The sequence below is a fragment of the Thalassospira sp. UBA4513 genome, from assembly GCF_002388495.1.
In the GTDB taxonomy this organism is placed as follows: domain Bacteria; phylum Pseudomonadota; class Alphaproteobacteria; order Rhodospirillales; family Thalassospiraceae; genus Thalassospira; species Thalassospira tepidiphila.
In genome coordinates this window covers 9,840-35,461 of the sequence record NZ_DGMR01000027.1, presented here as the reverse complement: position 1 = coordinate 35,461, position 25,622 = coordinate 9,840, and the positions used below count along the sequence as shown (strand labels likewise).

Sequence of the window (25,622 nt, the reverse complement as noted above, 5' to 3'; positions counted from 1 at the left end):
CCGTCAGACAGACATGAAAAAGGCGCCGTCTGGCGCCTTTTGCTTTGCTGGATTGATCATGGTTGATCAGACCGTAAACGGCACGTCCTTACCGGCAACATACGCATCGATGTTATCAAGCGCGCGGAAACCCATGGCATTGCGGGTTTCAACCGTGGCCGAACCCAGATGCGGCAGCAGGAAGGTGTTGGCAAGGTCGCGATAGGCCGGTTCGATATTCGGCTCACCGGCAAAAACATCGAGGCCCGCCGCGGTCAGTTTGCCGGATTTCAGGGCAGCAATCAGGTCCTGATCATTGACGACATCGCCGCGCGCGGTGTTCACGATGATCGCGCCATCGGGCAGCTTGGCAATGAAGTCTTCATTGACCATGCCGCGCGTTTCGGGCGTTGACGGGCAATGCAGCGACAGGAAATCACAATGGGGCAAAAGGCCCTCGATACTGTCGTGATAGGTCGCGCCCATTTCCTGATCGGCGGGCAACTGGCGGCGGTTGTAATAATGGATGTCCATGTCAAACCCGCGCGCGCGTTTGGCGACTGCCTGACCAATGCGGCCCATGCCAACGATGCCGAGTTTCTTGCCCGTGACTTGCGTGCCCATCAGATGGGTCGGACGCCAGCTTGACCAGGTGGCGTTGCGGACTTCGGCCTCCCCCTCGCTGGCACGGCGGGCAGCCCCAAGGATCAGAAGCCAGGCAATATCGGCGGTGGCATCGGTCAGCACCCCCGGGGTGTTGCCAATGATCACGCCCTTTTTCCTGGCCGCCGCCAGGTCGATATGATCGGTCCCGACCGAGAAGGTGGCGATGATTTTCACACTATCGGAAAGATGATCGAAAAATTCGGCATCAATCGGATCGCCAACCGAAACAAGGGCGGCATCGGCACCATGACACAGCGCCAGGATTTCGGCCCGGGTCAGGGGATCGTCATCTTCCTGGGTGCGGATGTCGTAACTTTCAGCCGCACGCTTGGCGACGGCATCGGGCAATCGGCGGGTGACGGCAAGAACGGGTTTCATGATGGGGTTTCTCCCTGAAGCGATTTTGTTTTTAAGTTTTCAATTGTTCTAGAATAACTGCCCGACGGCCAGACGGATACCGATTGATGTGATCACCAGCGACAACAGGAAGTCAGCCAGAACAATCGTGCTCGCGGTCGGGATCGGGACCGACAGGGTCAGCTTTGCGATATAGACGCCATACACAAGCGTTGCGATCACCGCGATAAAGACAAAGCCACCAGCGCCGAGCGACGGGAACAAAACACCCAGCATCAAGGCCGCCAAATACAGCCCCATCTGAAGCACGCTTGCCCAGTTATAGACCGTGATAAACGCGATATAGCGTTCGGCACGGCCCAGCATCGGGATGACTTGGAACATGATCAGCGGAAAGGCGACCCATTTGATGACATAGGCAATGACTTCGACCAGCATATAACGCATCGCCGGGAAGTCGTCCGGGGCATCGAAAATGTCGTTCCAGCGCAACATCGCAAAGGCCGGAAACACAATCACTGCCGCCAGAAACGAACGCCAGAATCCCTCGATTGAAAAATTAAAAAATCCAAGTCCCTGGGTATCGCCACGGACAAGACGCCATGTGCCGTAAAGGGCGCGCAGGGTTTCGCTGGAGGTGTTCATTTAGGGCTTGTTTCCGGGCTGTGGGGCAAAGCAGACATGAATGTGTCTAGCAGTCTGTTGGCAACAGTCCAACAGCTTATCCCCGAATGCCCGTCCTTCACAAGGTGGGGTTGCCAAACGTCTTTTTCTTGCACGGGTCATCGGGCCCTTGAGACGGCAAAACGAGGTGGCGGGATCAGGATGACGGACAATACGGACGAAGAATATGCGTTGCGCTTGTCCTATCTTGAAAAAACCGATCCCAACTCGCTGGCGGTGGCGCGGCTGTATCTTGAAATGGCCAGCAACCACAGCCCCGATCAGCGCGAAGAAGCATTGGCGCTGTTTGATGCCGCCGATGCAATTTTCGCGCTGCATTTGCCGACGGCACGTGATGCGGCGGTGGCGGGTCTGGCACTAAGTCTTAATAACCGGGCCGCGCTTGAGATTGAGGCCGGTGAATGGGACTGGGCGGTGGATGCCGCCTGTCAGGCTGTCGAACTGCGTCAGGATCGCTTGCGCAATTGTGTCGGGCGCAAGGATGACAAGGAACGTCTTGATCTGGGCTATTCACTGGCTGCCCTCGTGCTGGCCCTGCAAGGGGCGGGGAAGCTTGATCTGGCGCGGGATGCGGCATGCGATGCGGTCGAAGTGCTGGGCGCCTTTGCCGGGATGCGCAATCAGGATGCGTTTGTCCTTTTGACCAAGCTGATCTGTATCTATGCCGATCTGTGTAACCAGACGGGTCAGTTGCCTGATGCCAATGTTTTGTTGCCGCTAGCCAAGGCGTTTTACTCTGCGCGCGGCAAATCCTGAGCAAAGAAAAACGGCCACAAGGAAGTTTCCCTGTGGCCGTTCCAATTCATGGATTGATTGATCAGCGCGTACTTGCCACCGACCAGGTCAATGTCACTTCACCATTTGCCGGAACTTCGATGTCCCAGCTGATCTGGCCGGGTTGGTCGCGTTCGTGCTTGTGGCTTTCGGCCGTGACTTTCCAATCCGTTGGCAGGTCTTCACGGACGGTGACGGTTTCGACACGGTCGCTGGTATTGCGGATGGTCCATTTCAGATCGGCCTTAATGGCGTCTGGCAGGTTGGGACGTGCCTTGCGGTCAAACGAGGTGACATTCCGCGTGCCATTCAGGTCGCTGGCCTTGCCCAGACGCAGGGTCGCATCACGGCCAACCGGGGTCAGCGAAATCATGTCTTCGGAAAGATAGCCGGTATCGCCTGCCGGGGTTTGGGCATAGATGCGCACAATGCCATCCGGCCACGGGCTTTTGGCGTCTTTGCCGCCTTCATTGGTGATGTCGATTTCAAGATCCGGGCGGACGAAGTCGTTGGTGTCATTTTGCGCCATGTTATAGACGCTGCTTGATGCCTGGAAGATCGCGTGGCGTTTGACCGGCAGGATTTGCGGATCAAGCAACGGCAAAATGACCGTATCGCCATCCTGCATCGAAAGGCCGTCAAACGGGCCATAAACATGCAGGTTTTCAAAACTTGCCCGGTCGGGTGCGCCAGCAGAAGGTGCGGCACCATCGGCCATGGCCGACATCATCATTTCGGTGCGCGCGGCCTTGGCCATCGGGGGCTGTTGTACCCGGTTGGGGTCACCTGCGACCAGGCGCAAGGACGCATTGTCATAATCGCTGCCCGATCCGTTCATGACCTTGGCGATTGCTGTTAGTTTCAGGCTGTTTTCCGCACGGTCGTAATAGGCGGTATAGGACGTGTTCCAACCGATCCCGCCCAGAAGATAGGCCATGGATATGTGATCAAGCGCGGTACCGGTCGCGATATCGGCATCAAGGGTCGGGCTGGTGGTAAAACCATCGGGCAGTTCGGAAACAATCACCTGATCAAGCGGCACCTGTTCCAAACCGGCATCGGTTTCAATCAGGGCAACATGGCTTATCGCGACAAGGGTGCCTTCAATCAGGTCATCGTCACGGCGAATGGTGACTGTCTTGCCGATCTGATCGCGCACAAGGGCATCAATGGCGTTTGATCCGTTGCCGCGGTTGCGCAAGGACGTCCAGACAAGATCGGCATCCTTGGCAGTGCCCAGCAGGAAGGAGTCATTCATGATGGTCTGCGGCAGACCATCAATGCGAAGCGTGCTTTGGCCTGCGGGAATGGCCGCATCGCGTTTTTCGGTAATCAGCGACAGGTTGCCGGGATAAACCGTCAGCTGCAGGCTGGTGCGGTTGTCGGCTGATAGTCCAACGGACGGGCTTTGCGCGCGGGCAGGCTCAGCATCCGGTCCGAAAAATACTGCTGATCCCAACAAGGCGGCGAGTGCAAAACGATTGCGCAATGCTGCTGTCATTCCCGATCCCTTTTGTCTTGATGAAGTGGGGCTATGCAATTTGCTCTGATTGCCACCTTTGCGTGAAAAGATGGCAGGATCAAGGACATGCAGGGGTAATTTCAGGTTAGACGCATAAATACGTGGCGCCAATGCACACAAACGTTGGCTGGCGCAATTCGATGCGCAGCAAAACGTCAGAATCCGAAGATGGGGCTTATGCTTAGCTCAGAACGTGGTGGAAGGAATATCCACCGACCTCGGGCAGGTGATGCTGGTAGGCAGCCTGACGGGCGGTATCAATGATGATCGGCGCGCGCAGATTGACCGACATGCTGACCGGGCCATCATCGGGCTTGTGCAGGGTCACAATCAGCAACACCGCGCCATCTTCCTTTTTGATGCCGTGAATGCCAAAGCCCTGTTCAAGGTGTTCGGGCCGGATCGTATCGCTTTCTAGGTTATAGGGCGCAACGATAAAGGCCAGTTCCGGTTCGGTCAGGCATTGCATCAATAGAAACGCATTGCCGCTTTCACCCGGGAAGCTGGCAAGGGCAAAGACGTTATGATCAGGAAAGCCCTTAAGCCCGGCCGGGAAGTAAATGGCCTTGTCCCACGCAAATTCGCGTTCGCCAAACAGGGTGGTCAGTTTTACGGCGGACGGGACGGGCCCCTTGGCCGTCGGGTTCGCGCCTTTTTCGGTCGCCATCGCGTCCTCCTGCTGATCCGTTTTCATACTGCACCAGAAATATCAAAGCACTTTGGATTGGTTTGCCGGATATTCAAGGGCTTGGCAGACCGGAAGACATTCTATTAGCAGTTTATTTAGCAGCCGTTAAAGCGGACCCCGACAGGTTCACTAAACCCTTTGACCTGAATTGTTTGCGTTTGTGCATAACGGGCAAGAAGGATCGGTCCGGCGACCGGGGCCTCCTTGCGCAGGCGGTTGGCGAATTGTTCGCTCATGACCGTATCGCTGCCAAGTTCGCGGGTTGCCTTTTCAAGGCGGGCGGCAAGGTTGACCGTGGCCCCGATGACGGCGGGCGTGACCGCCTCGCGTTGGCCGATGTCGCCGACAACGGCCGGGCCGAAATTAAGGCCGACCCCGATTTCAAGCGGTTCGCCGCCATTTGCCGGGGCCCGGGCCTGCCATTCGGCGACCTGGGCGATGATTGCCTGTGCGGCACAAAATGCATTGGCTGCCGGGTTTTCAAGATCGTCGAAGGCTGCGAAACTCGCCATCACCGCATCACCGATATATTTTTCGACAATGCCGCCATAAGCACCGATTTGCGATGTTGCGATGTGATGGAACTGGTTTAGGAACCGCATGACTTCCTGCGGGTCGCGCTTTTCGGCAAAGCGTGAAAAGCCAATAACATCGGCAAACAGAATAACGCATTCGCGGCGTTCACCCACACGGATCGGTTCATCACGATCGGCCAACTGATCGGCAAGGGCAGTCGGGAAATATCGCGCCAGATTACCATGCGCACGTTCGGATGCGGCGGACTGGTTGATCAACACCCGCAAACGCGAAACCATCACCGCACAGGCTAATGTAAAGACGATGACAATAATCACCTGTTCGGCAAGGGCCGAGATATCGACAAATTCCGGCAGGTTATAGGTATCGATGATTTCTTGCTGGCTGGGGTTCCATTCATCGCCGAAATGCTGGGAAACGATCACGCCGGGCCGCGTCATCAGCCACCAGATCGCCCCGCACCATGACGCAAACAACCAGAAGCCGAACCACAGGATCAGGCGCGGCGAAAAGGTCATGATGATGATTGCCATCATGATCATCGAAAAGACCACGCCACGGTCGCGCACGACAAATCCATATAGCCATGCCGGATGATCCAGCAACGGATTAAGCGGATCAGGCACAACCGAGACATAGACAATCAGAACCGCATCAATCACCGCCAGCAGATAGATCATCCAGTATGATTTGCCGCCGCGAAAGGCGACGAAAAGCTGAACAAACACGCCGGGAATGAACCAGCCGAGGACCTCAAGCAATGTGTAAAGCTTGCCAGTCGGCGAATCAGGTTTGCTAAACAAAAGCAGGATGAACGCCAGAAGGCAGATGCGTAAGAAGGCAACAAGGATCAGCCCGCGCTTTTCTTCGCGGGCGACAAGGCGTTCAAAAATTGACTCGGAAGGCTCAGTTTTTGACGGCATCAGCAAGAAGTTGTTTCAGCCCTTCGCTGTCCTTGACGACCAGTCGACCATCACGGCGCGTGATCATCCCCTGTTTTTCAAGTTCGCGCAGCTTCTTGTTCACCGCTTCACGGGTCACACCCAGCATCAGACCCAATTCCTGCTGCGACAGCGGAAGTGCGATGCGAATGCCTTCCGGGTCCGGGCCGCCATGACGTTCGGCCAGCCACAGGATGCGTTTGATCAGACGTGCGGTCAGATCAAGGAAGTTGGCATCTTCAAGCAGGTCACTGACCCAACGCAGGCGACGGCACAAAAGGGCGGTGATGTGACGGCGCAGCGGAGCTTCACGGTCAAAGATTTCAAAGAAGTCATCGCGCGAAATGAAAAGTGTCCGGGTCGGGCCAACCGCCCGTGCGGTCGCTGTGCGCGGTTCGCCATCCAGCAATGCGATTTCGCCAAATACCGCACCGGGGGCCAGAACGTTAAGCACGATTTCCTTGCCGGTTTCCGAAACCGATGAAATGCGAACCTTGCCGGCCTCGACCGCATACAGCCCGTCTGCCGGTGCACCCTTTTCAAACAGCAACTGACCATCGTCAAACCGGCGGACAGTCGCCTGGTTTGACAGTTGCTCCAACAGTTCGGGGTCCAGATCCTCAAACAGGAAGCTGCCTGCCAGAATGCGCGAAGCAATCTTCGCAAGTTGCGGTGATTTTGGGCCGGTTACACTGTTCACGGGGTTCACTTTGAAAATGGTTTCGTTTCAGCGGGCGAATCGCAGAATTCGAATGCCAAAGTAGCACAAATATCCTGCTTTACAGCAAGCTGTTTTGCAATTGGCATCTGGCCATTGCATCTGTTGCCAAGTCACTGGAATGCTTGTGATGCGACAAGGTTTTTTGATGTCACTGGTTTGAAATTCAGACAGCCCTCCCCCAAGCTTATAGATGTTAAAGCATCGCTTTTTGGCAGGAATTTGACAGAGAGATCGGGGCTGGCCGCAGAAAATGGTAACGATCTGAATGGGTCCGAAGGCCTTATTTTACGCGGCTCACAGGTAAAATATAGAACATTTGACAAAATCTCCTATGTTTTTTAAATTATCCTAATTCCGAACAGGGACCGCCCAAGAACAAGAGTGTCAAAAGCAACCACGGTCCGCGGATGTCGTTTTATATCGGGAGGAAGAAATGAAGATGATTTCCAAAGGTGCCTTGTTTGGCGCCGCTTCAATGGTCGCCGCGTCATTTGGTTTTAACGCGCAGGCAGCCGATGTGACCCTGAACTTTGCCCATGTTGACCCGGCAGAGTGGACCACCTCGAAAAAAGGTGCAGCGTCACAGGTCTTTAAAAACATTGTCGAAGCAGAATCGGCTGGCCGTATTGAGGTCGCTCTGTTCCCGGCCGGTGCGCTGGGCGGTGAAACTGATCTGCTGCAGAATACCCAGGACGGTACGCTTGCCATGTCGATGGTATCGGGTCCGTTCTCCAAGGTCTGCCCTGAGGCAGCCGTTCTTGATATCCCTTATGTTTTCCCGAATGCCAACGTTGCCTGGAACGTTCTGGATGGTGATTTCGGCAAGGAACTTGCCGCGCACTGCCTGGAAAAAACCGGTCTGCGTACGCTGGCCTATGGTGAAACCGGTTTCCGTAACTTCACCAACTCCCAGCGCGCAATTTCCGAGCCGAAAGACATGGAAGGCTTGAAAATTCGCGTCATGACCGTTCCGCTGTTCGTGGAAATGGTCAAGGCACTTGGTGGCGAACCGACCCCGATTCCGTGGCCGGAAGTTCCGACCGCACTGACCACCGGCACGGTGGACGGTCAGGAAAACCCGATCAGCGTGATCTATGCCAACAAGTTCTATGAAATGCAGAAATACCTGACGCTTGACCGTCACGTGTATGGCACCGACTTCATCGTGATCAACGAAGCAATCTATCAGAACCTTTCCGAGGCTGATCAGGCACTTCTGCGTCGCGCAGCCGGTGTTGCATCGAACGTTGGCCGTGCGGTTCAGCAGTTCAACTCTGCCGAAGGCGTTGCCAAACTGGCAGAGGAAGGCATGGAAGTAACCACGCCGACCGCCGAACAGCTCAAGATGTTCCGTGATGCCGCTCAGCCGGCAGTCATCGAATGGCTTTCGGGCGAGATCGATGCTGCATGGATCGAAAAACTGCAAACTGCCGTTTCCGAAGCTGAAGCTTCAATGTAATCGGTGTTTGGCGGGTCGGGTGCTCCTCCTTGCGCCTGACCTGCCCTTTTTTCCCGCCACCGTGCTTATAAAAGCATAATAATTTTCAGAGCGATCCGGGGGAACCCATGCAACGCACCGAGAATGCTTACAAGCGTTTGCTCGCCGGACTTTCGGGATTAAGTATCCTAATTGTTTTTGGTGTCGTTTTTGCCGGCAGTGTCAGCCGATATCTGTTTTCTTCCCCGCTGCAATGGAGCGAAGAAATCGCGAAATACGCGATGATCTATGGCTGCATGTTCGGTGTGGCCTATGCCTATCTGCAGGGTACCCAGATCACTTTCAGCATTGTTGTTGATACCATTCCCGCACGCAGCCGCCGCAAGCTCGCAATCATTGTTGATGCCGCGACGCTGGTGCTGGGCGGTATCCTTGCCTATGCAGGTTATGTATTTGCCGCCAAGCGCGGCGGTATTGTTGCCTCGGGCATCGGCATTCAGATGTATTGGGCGCAAATCGCCATCACTGTTGGTGGTGTTTGTCTGGTGATTGCCGCCATTTTGCGCCTTGCATCTTGTCTGAATAAGAATTCCACCGGGGGTGAAGCATGATTACCGGCGTCACCCTTCTGGCACTGCTTGCGATCGGTGCACCGGTTGCCTTTGCGATCGCGCTTGGCATTGTCGCCTATATCAGTACCGGCACGTTTGGCATTGATCTTCTGCCGCAGCGTATTTTTGCCGGGATGGACAGCTTTACCATTCTTGCCATTCCGCTGTTTGTTCTGGCCGGCGAGTTGATGAATGCCAGTGGCATCACATCGCGTGTGATCAATCTGGCCAATGCACTTGTAGGCCATGCCAAGGCCGGTCTTGCCCAGGTCAATATCTGGTCCTCGGTGATCTTTGCCGGTCTTTCGGGATCTGCGGTTGCTGATACATCCGCAATTGGCCGTATCTTTATTCCGTCGATGGAAAAGGAAGGCTATCCGCGTGATTTTGCCGCCGCCCTGACGGCTGCATCATCGGTCATCGGTCCGATCATTCCGCCCAGCATTCCGGTGATTATCTATGCGCTGATCACCACCAATGTGTCGGTGCCGGCCTTATTCCTTGCCGGGATTGTGCCCGGTGTTTTGCTGGCGATTGCGTTGTCGGTTTATGTGCGCTTCTTTGTCAAAAACCACGCCAAGCCGCGCGAACGCATGAATATGGGCGAGAAGCTCAAGGCGATCTGGAACGGCCTTATTCCGCTGTTCATGCCGGTCTTTGTCATCGGCTCGATCCTTGCTGGCATCGTCACCCCGACCGAGGCGGCAAGCTTTGCTGTGTTCTATGCACTGGTTGTTGGCCTGTTCGTATTCCGGGAACTGAAACCGGGCGATCTGCCGGCAATTTTCGCAGGTGCGATGCGCGATTCATCAAGCATCCTGATCATCATGGCAACGGTGGCGGCGGCAAACTGGTTCATGACCTTTGCCGGTATTCCACAGACCGTCAGCAAGTTCGTTCTGGGCTATGTCGACAGCCCGGTCACCTTCCTGATCCTGATCAACCTGATGCTTTTGGCGGTTGGTCTGGTGCTTGAAGGGATTGCTGCGATGCTGGTGCTGGTGCCGATCCTGCATCCGATCGCGATCAGCCTTGGCATTGATCCGACCCATTTCGGGATCATCGTGATCTTTAACCTGATGATCGGCCTGATTACGCCGCCGATGGGATTGTGCTTGTTTGTTGCGGATGCGATTGCGGGCGTCGGTATGGCCCGAATGATCCGCGCGATCATGCCGTTCTTTATCGTTGAACTGGCGGTGTTGCTGATCATCACCTTTGTTCCGGGCATCGTTACGTTCCTGCCCGATCTGTTTGGATTTTAGGATACCTGTCCATGTTGAAACTCGGTCTTATTGGTAAAGGCATTTCGCGGAGCCAGTCGGCACGACTGCACGTATTGCTGGGCCGTATGTGCGGTATGGATGTCACGTACGACTATCTCGACAGCGATGTGATCAAGGATTTTGACCTGATCAAGCAGCTGACCACCTGTGCGGAAACCGGCTATGCCGGGGTCAATGTGACCCATCCGTACAAAACAAGTGCGCGCAAACTGATCACCCCGCGCAAACGCCTGCCCGAAGCCCTGGGCTCGGTAAACACAGTTGTCTTCCGCGAAGATGGCTGGCGCGGGGATAACACCGACTTTGTCGGCTTCATGCGCGGCTATCAAAAACAGTTCGGCGACGCCAAGCCGGGAACCGTTTTGCAGATGGGGGCGGGTGGTGTCGGCCTTGCCACGGCGTTCGGTTTGCGCGGCCTTGGTGCGGACAAGATCCTGATCCATGACAAGGACGCCGCACGCGGTGAAGAACTGGTGGCAACCCTTGTTGCGGCCAATGCCAATGCGGCCTTTGTCGGTGAAGATGACCTTTCTGATGCGGTGCGCGCGTCAGATGGTTTGATCAACTGCACGCCGGTTGGCATGAACCAGTATCCCGGCTGCCCGTTTGATACCGATCTGTTTGGTGGACAGAAATGGGCATTTGATGCGGTCTATACGCCGGTGCAAACCGCCTTCCTGCGCGCTGCGGCCAAATCGGGGATCGACGTCATGACCGGCTTTGAACTCTTCTTCTTTCAGGGTATTGAAGCATTTGAAGTTTTCAGCGGGGCAGAGATTGATGCCGACGCTGCGAGGGACGAATACTTCAATGCCTATCCCGAGGCATTGACAGGCTAGGGGACCAAGACCATGAGCAGCAGTACCGTTGCCGAGACAGTCTATAACGAAATTCGCGACGACATTTTGTATGGCGAATTGCAGCCGGGCGTGAAGCTTAAGCTTGAGGCGCTGCGCGAACGTTATAGCGTCGGGGTCAACACGCTGCGTGAAGTGCTTAATCGTCTGGTGGCGTCGGGCTTTGTCTTTGTCGAAGGCCAGAAGGGCTTCCGCGTTGTTGAAACATCGCCGTCGAACTTCATGGAACTGACGGCGATGCGACTGTTGCTTGAACGCGATGGTCTGGCGGCTTCGATCAAGCATGGCGACGTTGAATGGGAAGCCCGGGTTGCGGCCGCCCATCACAAGCTTTCCGCGGTTGAAAAGCAGATGCTTGATCGTGACAGCCGTGAACTGACCGTGCGCTGGAGCCAGTATGACCGCGAATTTCATCAGGCGCTGATTTCGGCCTGCGGGTCGAACCTGCATATGCGCCTGCACCACGAAATTTTCGATCAGTTCCGCCGCTATGTGGTGATCGAACTCAAAACCCATGGTTTTCGTGCCCAGGAAATCATCGATGAGCATCGCGAAATCTGTGAGCTGTCGCTTGCACGGGATCTGGATGGCGCGATTGCCAAACTGACCGACCATATCGAAACCTATCGGCGCCGTTCACAGCATTGATCTGCGCGGGGCAGGCCCCGCGATTGCAGCATCCTTCTGTGAATGTGCCGGTGCCCCACATGCATCCCGGAGGGATAAAATGCTGACCTCAATTGCCACAGTTTCACTGTCAGGCGATCTTCAGGAAAAACTCGATGCCATTGCCGCGGCCGGCTTTGACGGGGTCGAGATTTTTGAAAATGACCTTCTGTCCTTTGACGGATCGCCAGAAGATGTTGGCAAAACGATCCGTGATCTGGGTCTGAAACTGGTCACCTTCCAGCCGTTCCGCGATTTCGAAGGCATGCCCGAACCCCAGCGCACCCGCGCGTTCGAGCGGGCCGAGCGCAAGTTTGACCTGATGGAAGAACTGGGCACAGACCTATTGATGGTTTGTTCGAACGTCTCCCCGCAATCATTGGGCGGGCTTGATCGCGCCGCCAAGGATCTGGCAGAGCTTGGTGACCGTGCCGCCAAACGTGGCCTGCGTGTCGCGTTCGAGGCCCTTTCATGGGGCAAGCATATCAGCGACTATCGCGACAGCTGGGAAGTCGTGCGGCGCGCCAATCACCCGAATGTTGGTTTGGTACTTGATACCTTCCACATCATGGCCCGCAAGGTGCCGCTCGATGCGATTTCATCGATCCCGGGTGACAAGATTTTCCTTGTTCAGGTGGCCGATGCACCGATCCTTGAAATGGATGCCCTGTCCTGGAGCCGCCATTTCCGCTGCTTCCCGGGGCAGGGGGACTTCCCGCTCGGTGAATTCATGCGCAACCTTGCCATGACTGGCTATGACGGGCCGCTGTCGCTTGAGATTTTCAACGATCAGTTCCGCTCCAGCTCGACCAAGAATGTGGCCAAGGATGGTTTGCGCTCCCTGATCTATCTCGGCGACGGCATCGAAGGCGTTCAGGTCGGTGAAAAGGGAACCGCCCTGCCGCCCAAGGCGCATGCCAAGGAAGTCGGCTTTGTCGAGTTCGCGGTCGAGGAAGAAAACGCCGAAAAGCTTGCGACACTTTTCGCCGCCCTTGGCTTTGAAAAGCGCGGCAGCCACAAAACCAAGGCGGTGACTTGGTGGAAACAGGGTGACATCAACCTTGTGATCAATTGCGACAAGGATGGCTTTGCGCATTCCTATAACATCGTGCATGGCCCGTCGGTTTGTGCGGTGGGGCTTAAGGTCGATGATGCCAAGGCAACGATGGATCGCGCACAATCACTGCTCGCCGCTCCGTTCAGTCAGGCAGTTGGCGAAGGCGAAATTGAAATGCCGGCTATTCGTGGTGTTGGCGGCAGCCTTGTTTATTTCCTTGATGATCACAGCGAGCTTTCGCGCATCTGGGATGTCGAGTTCGAACCCGAAAAGGGCGCGGATGCAGATGCCGGCAAGGCGAAACTTCGCAAGGTCGATCATGTGTCATACTCGATGCAGTATGAGGAAATGCTGACCTGGCTTTTGTATTTCACCTCGATCTTTGATCTCGGCAAAATGCCGACCCTTGATATCCCGGATCCGGGTGGGCTTGTGCAAAGTCAGGTGGTGCAAAGCGATGCTGTGCGTTTGATCCTCAATGGCTCGCAAAGCCCGCATACCCAGCATTCCCAGTTCCTCAACGAGTTCTTTGGCAGCGGTGTGCAGCATCTGGCATTCGCCAGCGACGATATCTTTGCCTCGGTTGATTACTGCATGGCACATGGCGTTGAAATTCTGCCGATCCCGGAAAACTATTATGACGATATCGAAGCACGGTTTGGGCTGGAGCCGGAACTGCTTGATCGTTTGCGCGCACGTAATATTCTCTATGATCGTGATGATGAAGGTGAATATTATCAGGCCTATACGCGCACCTTCGCCAACCGTTTCTTCTTTGAATTGGTCGAGCGTCGCGCGTATCGTGGCTTCGGGGCGGCCAATGCGCCGATCCGGCTTGCGTCACAGACGCGCATGAACCGTCGTAACGATGCGGCGAAATAACCACAGGGCACCAAGCGCATAAAGGCGGGAACAAGGAAATGAGCGTGCAGGAAATTCTAGTCATCAACGGACCGAACCTGAACCTTCTGGGACAGCGCCAGCCGGAAATTTACGGCTATGACACGCTGGCCTCGATCGAGGAAAAATGCAGTGCCCTTGCCAAGGAGCTTGGCGTTTCGGTGCGGTTTGGCCAGTCCAACCATGAAGGTGCGATCATTGACATGATCCACGAGGCCCGCACCAAATCAGCCGCCCTGATCATTAATGCCGGTGCCTATACCCATACCTCGGTTGCGATCCATGACGCGCTCAAGACCTTTGAGGGCTATATCATCGAGCTGCATATTTCCAATCCGCACGCACGTGAGGAATTCCGCCATACCAGCTGGATCAGCCCGGTCGCCCATGCGGTGATGGCCGGGGCTGGTGCCTATGGCTATGAGCTGGCAACCCGCCTTGCTGCAGAAAAGATCAAGACCGCCTGAAAAAGGCTCGGAATTATTCAATCCTGTTGTGGTTAAATACTGTAATTCTGCCTACAGACGGTTTGAATAATTACGACAAAGAGATTTTGAAGATAATCAAGGGCGGCTCATGGCTGCCCTTTTTTCTGTCTGAATGATCGCGGTTTAGACCGAGCTTCTTGACCGCAATGCGGCGGCCAACGTGCCATCATCAAGATAATCAAGCTCACCACCCACCGGCACGCCATGGGCAAGGCGGGTGACCTTGACCCCGGTTTCGATCAGCCGTTCGGTGATGTAATGTGCGGTGGTCTGGCCATCGACCGTGGCATTGGTGGCAAGGATGACCTCGGACACAGCGTTTTCGCGCACGCGATTGACCAACTGATCGATTTTAAGGTCATCCGGCCCGACGCCATCAAGCGGCGACAGCGTGCCGCCCAGCACATGATATTTGCCCTTGAACGATGCCCCGCGTTCAAGCGCCCAAAGATCCTGAACTTCCTCGACCACGCAAATGATGTCCGTACCCCGGTTCTGATCGGCACAGATATGGCAGGGATCGGTAACATCGATATTGCCGCAAACCGAACAGGTCGTCATGACCTCGGCCGTGGCATGGAGTGCGTCGGCCAGCGGGATCATCAATGTTTCGGGCTTTTTGAGCATCTGCAAAACCGCACGTCGCGCCGAACGCGGCCCAAGGCCGGGCAGGCGTGAAAGCAGTTTGATCAGATTTTCAATTTCCCGTCCGGTCATGATGATCCCGTTTGTGGTGTTTTCTGATAGTTAGCTTGTATCAAAAACAAAGGGCGGCGCAATGCCACCCTTTGCCGCGTACAATGAAAGTACGAAATTTATCGTGTGTCCGATGAAAGATCAGAACGGCAGTTTGAAGCCTTCCGGCAGGTTCATGCCGCCGGTGACGTCTTTCATCTTTTCCTGAACGGCGGCCTCGACCTTGACCTTGGCGTCGTTATAAGCCGCCACAATCAGGTCTTCGAGGACTTCGGTGTCGTTCGGGTCAACGATGCTTTTATCAAGCGAAAGGCCGCGCATTTCGCCTTTGCCATTCAGCATCACCTTGACCATGCCCGCACCGGACTGGCCTTCGATTTCAAGTTCAACCAGTCCTTCCTGCATTTCCTGCATTTTGGACTGCATCTGCTGGGCCTGTTTGAGCATCCCTGCAAGGTTCTTCATAGCTCGTCGTCTCCTTCGAGATAAAATGCGTCGTCATATACGGAACCGCTTTCGTCCTCTTCGCCTTCGGCATTTTCCTGACCGGGTGGCAGATGGACGGCAACGATTTTGGCTTTTGGTAAACCATCCAGAATGGCCCTGACCAGCGGATCTTGCGAGGCATCTGCCTTGCGCTGTTCAAGGGCTTCAAGTTCCTGTTCCTTAAGGGTCGGGGCCCCTTCTTCGCGCTCGGACACACTGACCAGCCAGCGATGACCGGTCAGGCCATTGAGCGCCTTGATCAGCTTGGTCGAAAGGTCCGACCCCGCCCCGCGTGCCGGGCGAAATTCGATGCGGCCCGGCTCATACTTCACCAGATGCATATAGTTTTTGACCTGCATCGAAAGGCCGGTGGTTTCGCGGTCCTTGCCAAGCAGTTCGGCAACTTCTTCGAACGTTTCAGGCATCTTGGCATAGACCGGCTGTTCGACCTGTTCTGGTTCGCCCAGCGGGTCGGGTCGCGCCCGCGCCACTGCGGCTGCACCGCCGCCGCCATTCACCACCTGCATGCGCGGTCCCGGACCGCCACTGCCGCCGCCATTGCCGCCACCTTGTGGCGCGCCGCCGCCGTTACCGGCATTGTTCATGTCCTGACGCAGCTTCTTGATCAGATCACCGGGCGGTGGCATTTCCGCAGCATAGGCCAGACGGATCAGGATCATTTCAGCGGCCTGAATCGGCGATGGCGCAATGCGCGTTTCTTCGAGGCCCTTAAGTAACATCTGCCAGGCGCGGGTCAATTGCGGCATGGCAAGCTTGGCGGCAATTTCCTTGCCGCGTTCGCGTTCGATCTGCGACACGCCGGGATCATTGGCGGCATCGGGCGACAGCTTCACACGTGTCAGCCAATGGGTCAGATCGAGCATATCCTGCAACATGACGGGCGGATCACCGCCAAGGGCATATTGCGCACCAAGAAGTTCCAGCGCCTCGTTAATCTCGCCCTTCATGGTGTGATCGAACAAATCGAAAATCCGCGACCGATCCGAAAGGCCCAGCATGTCACGCACCTGCTGGGTGGTGACCTTGCCAGCACCGTGCGAGATTGCCTGATCCAGCAGGCTCATGCCATCACGCACCGATCCGTCGGCGGCACGCGCAATCAGGGTGACGGCTTCTTCTTCGATCTCGGCATTTTCAAGCCCGGCGATGCGGCTATAGTGCGCGGCCAGTTCGTCGGTCTGCACACGACGCAAATCGAACCGCTGACAACGCGACAGGACCGTGATCGGGATTTTGCGGATTTCGGTGGTGGCAAAGATGAATTTCACATGCTCTGGCGGTTCTTCAAGCGTTTTGAGAAGCGCGTTAAACGCACTTTTCGAAAGCATGTGCACTTCGTCGATGATGTAGATCTTGTAGCGTGCCGAAGTCGGGCGATAGCGCACACCTTCGATCAGTTCGCGAATGTCATCAACACCGGTCCGCGACGCGGCGTCCATTTCCAGAACGTCAACATGGCGGTCTTCGGCAATCGCGCGGCAATGCTCACAGACACCGCACGGCTCGATCGTCGCACCGCCCTTGCCATCCGCACCAATACAGTTCAACGCACGCGCAATGATACGGGCCGTCGTGGTTTTACCAATCCCGCGAACCCCGGTCAGGATGAACGCATGTGCAAGCCGGCCACTTTCAAGCGCGTTTGACAGCGTCTTGACCATCGGCCCATGGCCGATCAGTTCATCAAAGGATTTCGGGCGGTATTTCCGCGCAAGAACCTGATACTCGCTTTTGCTTTCTGGCTCGGCCGTGGTGACGGGCGCGGTTGTGTCCGCGACGTTACTGTCTGTCACCGTGTCACCTTCTGGTGCCGTTTCGCTGGCGGTCTCGATCTGCTCGCTCATTCATCCGGTCCGGACTGTTTTAATTCTCATTCGGTTTTAGCAGCTTCGAAGCCCTATGGGAAAGGCCAAGTGGGAAATTTCCCACACAAAAAGCCATCTGCCCGCGAATGTCAGGGGCAAGGCAAATATCAGCGATTTCAAAGGGAGAAATGAAAGGGTGAGAGACTGAACAGCGACCCGGAAAAACTCGTTACGGCTGCTACCTTCCGGTCCTGACCGGGTTGGCGAGCGGTCCGTCCACTGCCAGCCTCTCGCCCCCTATATCGCGCAAGCGTCCATAAAACGCAAGGGTTGGCTGGGATTTTTTCTGTTATCAAGCAATCGTGGCTTTTGACCGGTCCCCACCCACGTTAATGTCATGCTCCGTCACCACAGGAAATGTCGGCGATCCCATGGGCTTGCCCGATATTTTCCGCATCAGAATTTCAGGAAAGTGACCACCATGCACAGGCTATTTTATGAATCCGTTGATCTTGATCGCGATGCGGTTTTGCGCAAACGCGAAGACTGGCAACAGGTTCTGTTGGCCGAGGAGTCGCTGCGCATCCTGATTTGTCACGCGGGTGATCCGCTTTTTGCCTGGCCCGAGGACATGGACGCCCATGAACTGGTGGTGCTGGGTGCCCCGGCCGTGCCACATCTTGATGTCGATCTTCATCGCGGGCAGTGGATTTATCTTGGCCGTGATGAAAGCGGACCGGTGATAGCAGTCGATATTGCCGCGGTGGTGACCGATCGTGACGAGGCGATCCGCAAACTCGGCGGTGGTTTTGGCGATATGCGCACCCGCATGGCCAATCTTTCGGTGGATGAGGCCGCCCTTGCCGCGCAGGCACGTGCGATTTTCAACTGGCATCAGGGGCATCAGTTTTGTGGGGCGTGCGGCCATCCGAACCTGGTGGCAGAGGCGGGATATCGTCTGCAATGCAGCAACCCGAACTGTGGCAAATCGCATTTCCCGCGCACCGATCCGGCCGTGATCATGTTGATCCATCATCAGGATCATGTATTGCTGGCAAGATCCCCGCAATTCCTGCCCGGCATGGTGTCGGTTCTGGCCGGTTTCGTCGAACCGGGCGAAACCCTTGAACAGGCGGTCGCGCGCGAAGTGTTCGAAGAAGTCGGTGTCCGGATCAAGCGCCCACAATATGTCGCATCCCAGCCATGGCCGTTTCCGGGTTCTTTGATGCTGGGCTTTGTCGCCGAGGCCGAAACAACCGACCTTCTGCTCGATAACGAAGAAATCGAGTTTGCGATGTGGGTGCATCGCGACGATGTGCCAAACCTGCCCGAAAAAGGTATCAACCTGCCGCGTCCGATATCTATCGCACGCTTCCTTCTGGAAAACTGGTGCGCGGGCCACATATAGAGACAAAGAGGCCTTTGTCACCATCCTGGTGATACGGCATCGCTGTACTGGGTGATGATCGGTATTCAGGAAAAAACTTTGGTAGCGATACGTTTTCTACGCGATTTGGTTGTAACCGGCGTTGCTGTCTGTTTGCTTGCGACTTTGTTCGCAGTAACGGCCGCAAAGGCCCATCAACGGATCCCCGTCAAGGTCGGTGCCTATGAATATGGCGTGGTCTATTTCTATGATGATGGCAAGCCACAGGGCATGGTTCTGCACCTGATCAGACTTCTGAATGATTTGCAGGACGAATATGTGTTTGAACTTGCCGAAACCTCATCGCGCAGGCGCTATCAGGCCGTCACCAGTGGCGAGGTGGACCTTGTTCTGCTGGAAAGTGCGCAATGGGAATGGCGGAATCTGGATGTTCAGTTCTCCAAATCCATTGTTCAGGAAAAGGACCTTTATCTGACGCTTGCCGGGCCGGATAACACCGACGCACTTTTGTCAGATGTGACCAATTATCCGATCCTGTGCGTGTTGGGGTTCCATTACGGATTTGCCGATTTCAACGCAGATCCGGAATATCTGCGCCAGAACTTTGATGTTTTGCTGCGCTATAACGAGCAAGAGGTCCTTGACGGACTTCTGGCCGGGGAAGCCCCGATTGGTATCGTCTCGGCGGGCTTTCTGGCCGCCCGGTTTGTTGATTATCCATCCTTGCGCGAAAGCCTTGTGATTTCAGATCAACCCGATGCCGTCCATGATCTGGTGGCGGTGCTCTCGGCCGGTTCTTCAATCCCGCTTGAACGGTTCAACCAATTGATTGCGAAACTGCAATCCACTGGCGAGGTCGAACGCCTGTGGCAGCAACTTCACATCGGTCTGTCTGGCTAGGTCCTGCCCCAAGTCCTGCGCCAAGCCCCGACCGGATTGGCTAGTCGATCGGCGGAATGCGGGCAATAACATTGCGGCGCAGGGCGTCTGGACGTTCGCGCCAGGCAACAATGCCCTTTTCACTTTCGGCATATTTTGACGCCAGTTCACAGAGATCCTCGACCATGCTGTCGGGATCAACATTTCCATAAACATATCCCCACTTGCCCGATCCGTTCAGCGCGACCGAACAGCCAGACTTGCAGTTGGTCAGGCATTCAACCGGTTTAACCTCAAACGGCAGATCGCGCGTGGCACAGACTTCCTGAATGCGCTCAAAAAGCGTCTGACCATCGCGCGGATCACTTGGGGCGCTGGCGGTGGAGGACGTGCAGGTCGTGCAGATATTCAGGCGGGACTTGGCGGTCATGCGGGTGATCTTATCCGGGCTGGTGACAGGTAAAACGACGCGGGGCGCATCCAATCAGCTTGCGGCCGGTCTGGTCAAGTCATCATCAAGATGATGGGTGACATATTCCTGGATCGCACCGGCAAGCTGGCGATTGACCAGCGGATGGGCTTCTTCGGCCAGCATGACAGCGACACCGACGGCTGGCAGTGGCGGAAATCCGTCCCGCGCATCAAGGATTTTGAATTCATCGGTCACACTGGCGGAGGCAAGGGCGGCAACACCCAAACCATCGCGGACCAGATGCAGCATCGAGGCCGCCTGCCGCGAGGTCGCATAAAGCGTGAAGGGCCGGTTGGATTTCGAAAAGGCGTCAATCGCCCATGCATGAAACTTGCAATCTTCGGCCGGGAGAACAAGCGGCAGCGGATCAAGAAGGTGCTGCTCATGAACTGCCGATGTCACCCAGACCCCAAGTTCATGGCGCAGGAAATATCCCTCTTCACCTTTTTCCGACCGGCTGATGATCGACAGATCAAGCTCCCCCTGATCAAGCATCCGGCGCAGCAGGATCGTCGGATTGACCGACACGAAAAAGCGCGCCTGTGGATGCACCGCACTTATGGCGCGCAGAACAATTGGCAAAATCTTTTGCGCGTAATCATCCGGGCAGCCGATGCGGATCGGACGGCTTTCTTCCTGCGAACGCAATTGTCCCATTGCTTCGTCCGTCAGGCTCAGAATCCGTCTGGCATAGCCGACAAAGGTGATGCCTTCGTGGGTCAGTTGAACGTTGCGTCCGTCGCGTTCAAACAGCTTGTTATCGACCAGTTCTTCAAGCCGCTTCATCTGCATGGAAAAGGCCGATGGCGTGCGCCCGATACGGTCGGCGGCACGGTTGAAGCTGCCGCATTCGGCAAAGGCGACAAAGCTTCGAAGAAGATCGGAATCCATGGCTTCCCCTTTGATCAGAAAAATTGATCAGGAATTTTGAACAATAGGGTCAAAACTATTCGATTGTCCGATTGTGATCCAGCGGCAAATATCAAACCCGGCCTGCCGATGCTGTTTTGAATGCGTAAAACGCATGTGCCAAAGGATGATTACAATGATTTTGAACGACTATTTGATGTCGGGAAACGGCTATAAGGTCCGTTTGCTGCTTTCGATGCTGGGTCAACCGTTTGAATATGTCGAACGCGACATCATGAAAGGCGAAACCCACACGCCCGAATACCTTGAAAAGGTCAACCCGAACGGCAAAATTCCGGCCCTTGTCCTTGATGACGGAAGGAGCCTTGCTGAAAGCAACGCCATTCTGATCTATCTGGCCGAAGGCACCAATTTCATCCCCGAGGATGCCTATGACCGGGCCGATATGATGGGCTGGCTGTTCTTTGAACAATATGACCATGAACCGAACGTCGCTGTTCTGATTTCCTGGTATGCGATCAAGGGCCTGCCGGAACATGCTGATATTCTCGGCCCGATGAAACAGGCGGGTGCCAAGCGTGCGCTTGATCTGATGGAAAAGCGTCTTTCAGATCATAACTGGCTGGTGGGCGATGCGCTTACCATCGCTGATATCTCACTTTATGCCTACACGCACCGGGCCGAGCTTGGCAAAATCAGTCTGGCACCCTATCCCGGCATTCGCGCCTGGCTTGACCGGATGACGGCGGTTCCCGGCTATGTGCCGATCACCTGGACGCCTTAAAGGGCACCAAAAAGCAGCCACCACAAACAGGAACGTCACCCCAGGCAAGGGGGAGGCGGGGGAAGTTGTTCCCATCCGTGGTGGCTGAATACCCTGACGGGAGAAACGTCAGGGCGGCGGTACACTCGTCAGGCTGATTTCAAAAGCTTTTCTGGCAAAAGCGGGTCGGTCTGGGCCGCAGAACTTCGCGCCTTGAAGCGCGCAAAGGCATCTTCGACATTGGGCGCGCTTGCCAACATTTCAGGGCCGCCCGGCATCGCGTTCAAATAATGGATCATCGGCATGATCATCATGTCGGGAATGGTGAAACGGTCACCACAAACCCAGCCATCGCCATAAGCAGCATCAAGGACAGAAAGATCATGACGGATGCGGTCCGTCATCTCGTTCATCCGGGTGGTAAATGCCGGGTCATGACGTTTGACGTCATCGGCAAAAAACATCGGAATAACGAAATTGCGGATGATGTCCGGATCAAACCGGGTCATGGCGACACTGATCCACTGGTTCATGCGGGCCGCTTTTTCGGCATGCACCGGGCGCAATAACGGCCCGGGGAAATTATCATCAATATAGCGGCAAATGGCGGCGGTTTCATACAGGACGAACGGCCCGTGGGTCAGGACCGGCACCTTGCCAAACGGATTGCTGCGCAACAGTTCCGGTGTTGGCGGATGGCCGGGTGGCTGGACATTCCGGCTGCTGAACGTAAACGGTATTTCCTTTTCCAGACAGGCAATGCGAACCGTGCGTGTCAGGTTACTACGCGGCATTCCGATAATTGTGACATCCGACATGGCAAGACCCTTTTGTTCGGTGAACTTGCAGACAGGATTACGTCCCCCATAATATGTTCAAGAACATATTATCAGAATGTGTCATGGTCGATCTGTCGTCCGATCCAAACATCCGATGACGTGCCGATTACCTGGTGGAGTTCGAAATGCCCTATGCGCCGACGCACAAGCCCAAAACCCGCATTCGCATCGTCAATGCGGCAAGTGCGCTGTTTAAAAAGCACGGGTTTGAAAATGTCACGATTGATCAGGTCATGGCTGCGGCCGGGCTGACCCGCGGCGGGTTTTATGCCCACTTCAAGAACAAGGAAGCCCTGTTTGTTGCCTGCGTTGAAAACGGCATGTCGCTTTTGTCATCGCCGGTGCTGGCAAAATTGCGCAAGGCCGAGCTGTCCGGAAGCGACTGGGTGACATCCTTTGCCGAACTCTATCTGTCACGGGTCCATATCGATAACCCCGAACTTGGATGTGCCCTGCCGACCCTGTCATCCGAGGTCTCACGTTCCGGCGATCAGGCACGTGCAGCGTTTTCAAAACTGATTGAGCAGGCATCGGGCAAGCTTGCCTGGAAACTGGCAAAGGAAGACGGTGTTCCGGGTATGGACAAGCCCGTCCCGGTTGACGGTGCGTCCGTGCTTCCAGATGTTCCTGATGGTTACCGCACCGAAGCCACATCGATGCTGGCGATGCTGGTCGGTGCGGTCGTTCTGAGCCGTGCGGTCGATCACGAGACGGCCGAGGATATCCTCGCGGCAAGTCGGGAAAGTATTTCGCGCTCCCGTCATCAACATCTGGCGACAGCAATTGCGAAATAGCTGCCGAGATCTCGTGACTATTTCATTGCAAGCGGGGTGATTTGCTTTTTGCGTTCAGCCATCATTTTTTGCTCGGCCAGCGCGCCGGCCTCGTCTGTCAGGAAGGTGAAAATTGCAAATCGCCGACCCTTGGTAACCGGCAATGCTTCATGCAAAAGCGAACATGAAAATACGACAGCACCACCGGGCGGCGGCGCATAAACTGCCCGGCCATATTCCGGGAAGCGCACCTGACCACCTTCGTAATCAATCGGGTTCAGGTTCAGAGATACCGCAAATCTTCGATGGGCTGTGAAGGCGGTGCGATTGTCTCTGTGGCGGCCAAAATGCCCCCGATTGGCTGAGTCATAGCACCCGATACGCAAGGCTTCCATACTGGCAGTCTTGAAATGGAATACCTTCATCAGTTCCGGCATCAGGCGCTTAACAAGCCGGGTTTTAACCCGATTGAAAAGCCCTTCATCAAGCAGGACCACGTCGTTGCGTTTCTTGATATTGGCCTTTGCGATGTTGCTGCCAATATCACCTTGAGATACCCCATCAGCCTTCTTTTCACCGGCCTCCCAGTAAGCCAGCAAGTCAGCGCACAGCTCGGGTTCAAGCACATCCTTCATCACCAGAACCGGTGCCTGATAGGATGCCGGTTCCGGGGCAGTTTGTGCCGCAATTGCATTGCAGGCTGCGATCAGATCATCAAGTTCCGATATCGAGCCGATTTTGCTTAGACGATGGTTGGGATCGATCAGGGCAACACTGCCGCCAGCACAGGCAAATAGCATGCGCAACTTGTTTTCCGCATCAAAAAGCTCGGTTGCCTTCGCGCTGGATTTGCCAGATTTCTTCGGGCTTTTCTTTCCGCCAATTACGATGAAATGCAGCACTTCGGCATCTGCGGTCGCATCACGAAGCTGATCAATTTTCTCCCACTCGGCCTTGCCGGGTTTTTCATCAAAAAACCACAAGGCCAAAGTGTTTCCGGCAATGAGCTGGTAGGTCAGGTCGATGCTTTCCCCCGTGGTATCGGGGAGCACAATCTTGGGGACAAAGTCTCCCACTTCCAGACTTTTGGTCTTTGGGGGCTGTTGCGATGTACCAGTCATGTCCGAAAATCCAAAAAATCAGAAAAAGGAAACACGTCTTCTTTAATCACGAAGTCGTAAAATAACCGGACAGAATTTCACTGTAAATTCTTGTGAGGTTTTCGATGTCATCGACCGTGGCGTGTTCATCGACCTTGTGCATGCTTTGCCCGACCAGACCGAATTCGGCGACCTCGGTGTATTTCTGGATGAAGCGTGCATCGGATGTGCCGCCAGTCGTGCTCATTTCAGGCCGCTTGCCGGTGATTTTTTCCGAGGCATCGGCGATCAGGTTGGCGAGCTTGCCCGGATTGGACAGGAACGCCTCGCCAGAAATCTTGACCTTTAGATCGTGCGCGCCAGCATGCTCGGCGCAGACATCCTCAATCCACTTTTTAAGATCCGCACCCTTATGCTGATCGTTAAAGCGGATGTTGAACGCCGCACTGACCTTGGCCGGCACCACGTTGGTCGCGGTGTTTCCGGCATCAACCGTGGTGATTTCAAGGTTGCTGGGCTGGAAGTGATCGGTGCCCTGATCAAGCGCGCGAGAATTAAGCACATCAAGCGTCTTGATCATGCGTGGCACCGGGTTGTCGGCCAGATGCGGATAGGCGACATGGCCCTGTGCGCCATAAACCGTCAGCCAGCCGGTGATGGAGCCACGGCGGCCAACCTTCATCATCTCGCCCAGATATTTCGGGTTGGTCGGTTCGCCGACGATGCAGCAATCGAACTTTTCGCCCTGCTGATCGCACCATTCAACCAGCTTGACCGTGCCGTTGATCGCGTCGGCTTCTTCGTCGCCCGTGATCAGGAAAGAGATGCTTTCATCAAAATCCGGATGGGCAGCAAGGAACGCGTCAACCGCACCAACAAAGCAGGCAATGCCGGTTTTCATGTCCACCGCACCGCGGCCAAACAAACGGCCATCTTTGACTTCGCCCCCGAACGGATCGACGGTCCAGGCGGCAACATCGCCGGCGGGCACCACATCGGTATGACCGGCAAAACAGAAATTGCGCCCCTTGGTCCCCAGACGAGCATAGAGGTTGTCGATCGCATCACTGTCATCACCGTCAAAGACCTTGCGCGTGCACTTGAAACCCCGTGCCTCAAGCGCCTTTTGCAACACATCAAGCGCGCCTTCATCGGCAGGTGTTACCGACGGGCAGCGGATCAGGGATTGAGCAAGTTCAAGGGCGGTCGACATTGGCATTCTCTTGATCTTTAGGTGTCAGACAATAATAGGAATTCAGGCCTATTTTTATGTTTCACGTGAAACAAAATAGGAACAAATATACATTTAGGGGCGAAACAGCCATCCGTTTCGCCCCTTATATCATGATCACATTGCGT

General features: G+C 55.4%; 26 protein-coding genes and 1 other RNA gene. 12 read left to right on the top strand and 15 right to left on the bottom strand.

Going from position 1 to position 25,622, the window contains the following annotated elements:
• Window positions 1–66: 66 nt before the first annotated feature.
• Together B2T33_RS11075 and B2T33_RS11070 are read right to left on the bottom strand one after the other, a co-directional pair.
• Window positions 67–1,023, bottom strand: a complete 957-nt coding sequence (locus tag B2T33_RS11075; RefSeq protein WP_286792026.1) for a 2-hydroxyacid dehydrogenase — start codon at window positions 1,021–1,023, stop codon at window positions 67–69.
• Window positions 1,024–1,071: 48 nt separating this feature from the next.
• Window positions 1,072–1,647: a hypothetical protein gene (locus B2T33_RS11070; protein WP_286792025.1), complete on the bottom strand. Its 576-nt coding sequence runs from the start codon at window positions 1,645–1,647 to the stop codon at window positions 1,072–1,074.
• A 180-nt stretch (window positions 1,648–1,827) separates the two neighbouring features.
• Here B2T33_RS11070 and B2T33_RS11065 point away from each other — a divergent pair, with 180 nt between their 5' ends.
• Window positions 1,828–2,442, top strand: coding sequence for a hypothetical protein (locus B2T33_RS11065; RefSeq protein ID WP_286792024.1), 615 nt, complete (start codon window positions 1,828–1,830; stop codon window positions 2,440–2,442).
• 61 nt (window positions 2,443–2,503) lie between these two features.
• Here the strand turns inward: B2T33_RS11065 and B2T33_RS11060 are convergent, their stop codons facing one another.
• The 4 genes from B2T33_RS11060 to B2T33_RS11045 all read right to left on the bottom strand — a co-directional run bounded on the left by B2T33_RS11060 (window position 2,504) and on the right by B2T33_RS11045 (window position 6,848).
• Window positions 2,504–3,961 (bottom strand): DUF4139 domain-containing protein, encoded by a 1,458-nt coding sequence (locus B2T33_RS11060; RefSeq protein WP_286792023.1) that lies wholly within the window; start codon window positions 3,959–3,961, stop codon window positions 2,504–2,506.
• A 202-nt stretch (window positions 3,962–4,163) separates the two neighbouring features.
• Window positions 4,164–4,649 (bottom strand): flagellar assembly protein FliW, encoded by a 486-nt coding sequence (fliW, locus tag B2T33_RS11055; protein WP_008889070.1) that lies wholly within the window; start codon window positions 4,647–4,649, stop codon window positions 4,164–4,166.
• Window positions 4,650–4,765: 116 nt separating this feature from the next.
• Window positions 4,766–6,130, bottom strand: a complete 1,365-nt coding sequence (locus B2T33_RS11050) for an adenylate/guanylate cyclase domain-containing protein (protein ID WP_008889071.1) — start codon at window positions 6,128–6,130, stop codon at window positions 4,766–4,768.
• Window positions 6,114–6,848, bottom strand: a complete 735-nt coding sequence (locus tag B2T33_RS11045) for a Crp/Fnr family transcriptional regulator (RefSeq protein ID WP_008889072.1) — start codon at window positions 6,846–6,848, stop codon at window positions 6,114–6,116. Before B2T33_RS11045 ends, B2T33_RS11050 begins: the two co-directional genes overlap by 17 nt.
• 454 nt (window positions 6,849–7,302) lie before the next feature.
• Between B2T33_RS11045 and B2T33_RS11040 the strand changes: the two genes are divergently transcribed.
• The 7 genes from B2T33_RS11040 to aroQ all read left to right on the top strand — a co-directional run bounded on the left by B2T33_RS11040 (window position 7,303) and on the right by aroQ (window position 14,151).
• On the top strand, window positions 7,303–8,328 hold the full coding sequence (locus tag B2T33_RS11040; RefSeq protein ID WP_063085780.1) for a DctP family TRAP transporter solute-binding subunit: 1,026 nt from the start codon (window positions 7,303–7,305) through the stop codon (window positions 8,326–8,328).
• A gap of 107 nt (window positions 8,329–8,435) precedes the next feature.
• Window positions 8,436–8,918 carry a TRAP transporter small permease gene (locus tag B2T33_RS11035; protein WP_286792022.1) on the top strand — a complete coding sequence of 161 codons (483 nt, stop codon included), beginning with the start codon at window positions 8,436–8,438 and terminating at the stop codon, window positions 8,916–8,918.
• On the top strand, window positions 8,915–10,183 hold the full coding sequence (locus B2T33_RS11030; protein ID WP_064788160.1) for a TRAP transporter large permease: 1,269 nt from the start codon (window positions 8,915–8,917) through the stop codon (window positions 10,181–10,183). The genes B2T33_RS11035 and B2T33_RS11030 overlap by 4 nt, the downstream gene beginning before the upstream one ends.
• An 11-nt stretch (window positions 10,184–10,194) precedes the next feature.
• Complete coding sequence (locus B2T33_RS11025) at window positions 10,195–11,043, top strand: shikimate dehydrogenase family protein (RefSeq protein WP_008889076.1); 849 nt, start codon at window positions 10,195–10,197, stop codon at window positions 11,041–11,043.
• 12 nt (window positions 11,044–11,055) lie between these two features.
• The gene (locus B2T33_RS11020; RefSeq protein WP_064780399.1) at window positions 11,056–11,709 is read left to right on the top strand and encodes a GntR family transcriptional regulator; all 654 of its coding nucleotides are present in this window, start codon (window positions 11,056–11,058) and stop codon (window positions 11,707–11,709) included.
• 79 nt (window positions 11,710–11,788) lie between these two features.
• Complete coding sequence (locus B2T33_RS11015) at window positions 11,789–13,666, top strand: bifunctional sugar phosphate isomerase/epimerase/4-hydroxyphenylpyruvate dioxygenase family protein (RefSeq protein ID WP_286792021.1); 1,878 nt, start codon at window positions 11,789–11,791, stop codon at window positions 13,664–13,666.
• A 38-nt stretch (window positions 13,667–13,704) separates the two neighbouring features.
• The gene (gene aroQ, locus B2T33_RS11010; RefSeq protein ID WP_286792020.1) at window positions 13,705–14,151 is read left to right on the top strand and encodes a type II 3-dehydroquinate dehydratase; all 447 of its coding nucleotides are present in this window, start codon (window positions 13,705–13,707) and stop codon (window positions 14,149–14,151) included.
• A gap of 144 nt (window positions 14,152–14,295) precedes the next feature.
• On the opposite strand, the gene recR is transcribed toward aroQ, so the two are convergent.
• The 4 genes from recR to ffs form a co-directional block, all read right to left on the bottom strand.
• On the bottom strand, window positions 14,296–14,889 hold the full coding sequence (recR, locus tag B2T33_RS11005) for a recombination mediator RecR (RefSeq protein ID WP_064780402.1): 594 nt from the start codon (window positions 14,887–14,889) through the stop codon (window positions 14,296–14,298).
• A gap of 120 nt (window positions 14,890–15,009) precedes the next feature.
• A complete protein-coding gene (locus B2T33_RS11000) occupies window positions 15,010–15,333 on the bottom strand; it encodes a YbaB/EbfC family nucleoid-associated protein (RefSeq protein ID WP_008889081.1) in 324 nt (107 codons plus the stop codon).
• The gene (locus B2T33_RS10995) at window positions 15,330–17,219 is read right to left on the bottom strand and encodes a DNA polymerase III subunit gamma/tau (RefSeq protein ID WP_286792019.1); all 1,890 of its coding nucleotides are present in this window, start codon (window positions 17,217–17,219) and stop codon (window positions 15,330–15,332) included. Before B2T33_RS10995 ends, B2T33_RS11000 begins: the two co-directional genes overlap by 4 nt.
• Before the next feature lie 157 nt (window positions 17,220–17,376).
• Window positions 17,377–17,471, bottom strand: an RNA gene (gene ffs / locus B2T33_RS10990) — signal recognition particle sRNA small type.
• 190 nt (window positions 17,472–17,661) lie between these two features.
• Between ffs and nudC the strand changes: the two genes are divergently transcribed.
• The gene (gene nudC, locus B2T33_RS10985; protein WP_286792018.1) at window positions 17,662–18,588 is read left to right on the top strand and encodes an NAD(+) diphosphatase; all 927 of its coding nucleotides are present in this window, start codon (window positions 17,662–17,664) and stop codon (window positions 18,586–18,588) included.
• A gap of 78 nt (window positions 18,589–18,666) precedes the next feature.
• Window positions 18,667–19,467, top strand: a complete 801-nt coding sequence (locus B2T33_RS10980; protein ID WP_286792017.1) for a transporter substrate-binding domain-containing protein — start codon at window positions 18,667–18,669, stop codon at window positions 19,465–19,467.
• A gap of 40 nt (window positions 19,468–19,507) precedes the next feature.
• Here B2T33_RS10980 and B2T33_RS10975 read toward each other — a convergent pair whose 3' ends face one another.
• On the bottom strand, window positions 19,508–19,876 hold the full coding sequence (locus B2T33_RS10975; protein WP_286792016.1) for a DUF1636 domain-containing protein: 369 nt from the start codon (window positions 19,874–19,876) through the stop codon (window positions 19,508–19,510).
• 54 nt (window positions 19,877–19,930) lie between these two features.
• Window positions 19,931–20,809, bottom strand: a complete 879-nt coding sequence (locus tag B2T33_RS10970) for a LysR family transcriptional regulator (protein ID WP_197146492.1) — start codon at window positions 20,807–20,809, stop codon at window positions 19,931–19,933.
• A 154-nt stretch (window positions 20,810–20,963) separates the two neighbouring features.
• Here B2T33_RS10970 and B2T33_RS10965 point away from each other — a divergent pair, with 154 nt between their 5' ends.
• On the top strand, window positions 20,964–21,572 hold the full coding sequence (locus tag B2T33_RS10965; protein ID WP_286792015.1) for a glutathione S-transferase family protein: 609 nt from the start codon (window positions 20,964–20,966) through the stop codon (window positions 21,570–21,572).
• Window positions 21,573–21,700: 128 nt separating this feature from the next.
• Here B2T33_RS10965 and B2T33_RS10960 read toward each other — a convergent pair whose 3' ends face one another.
• Window positions 21,701–22,369: a glutathione S-transferase family protein gene (locus tag B2T33_RS10960; protein WP_286792014.1), complete on the bottom strand. Its 669-nt coding sequence runs from the start codon at window positions 22,367–22,369 to the stop codon at window positions 21,701–21,703.
• A gap of 146 nt (window positions 22,370–22,515) precedes the next feature.
• Between B2T33_RS10960 and B2T33_RS10955 the strand changes: the two genes are divergently transcribed.
• On the top strand, window positions 22,516–23,184 hold the full coding sequence (locus B2T33_RS10955) for a TetR/AcrR family transcriptional regulator (protein WP_197146495.1): 669 nt from the start codon (window positions 22,516–22,518) through the stop codon (window positions 23,182–23,184).
• 17 nt (window positions 23,185–23,201) lie between these two features.
• On the opposite strand, the gene B2T33_RS10950 is transcribed toward B2T33_RS10955, so the two are convergent.
• The gene (locus B2T33_RS10950; protein WP_286792013.1) at window positions 23,202–24,284 is read right to left on the bottom strand and encodes a 2OG-Fe(II) oxygenase family protein; all 1,083 of its coding nucleotides are present in this window, start codon (window positions 24,282–24,284) and stop codon (window positions 23,202–23,204) included.
• Between the two features lie 46 nt (window positions 24,285–24,330).
• On the bottom strand, window positions 24,331–25,476 hold the full coding sequence (gene dapE / locus B2T33_RS10945) for a succinyl-diaminopimelate desuccinylase (RefSeq protein ID WP_286792012.1): 1,146 nt from the start codon (window positions 25,474–25,476) through the stop codon (window positions 24,331–24,333).
• Window positions 25,477–25,622: the final 146 nt, after the last annotated feature.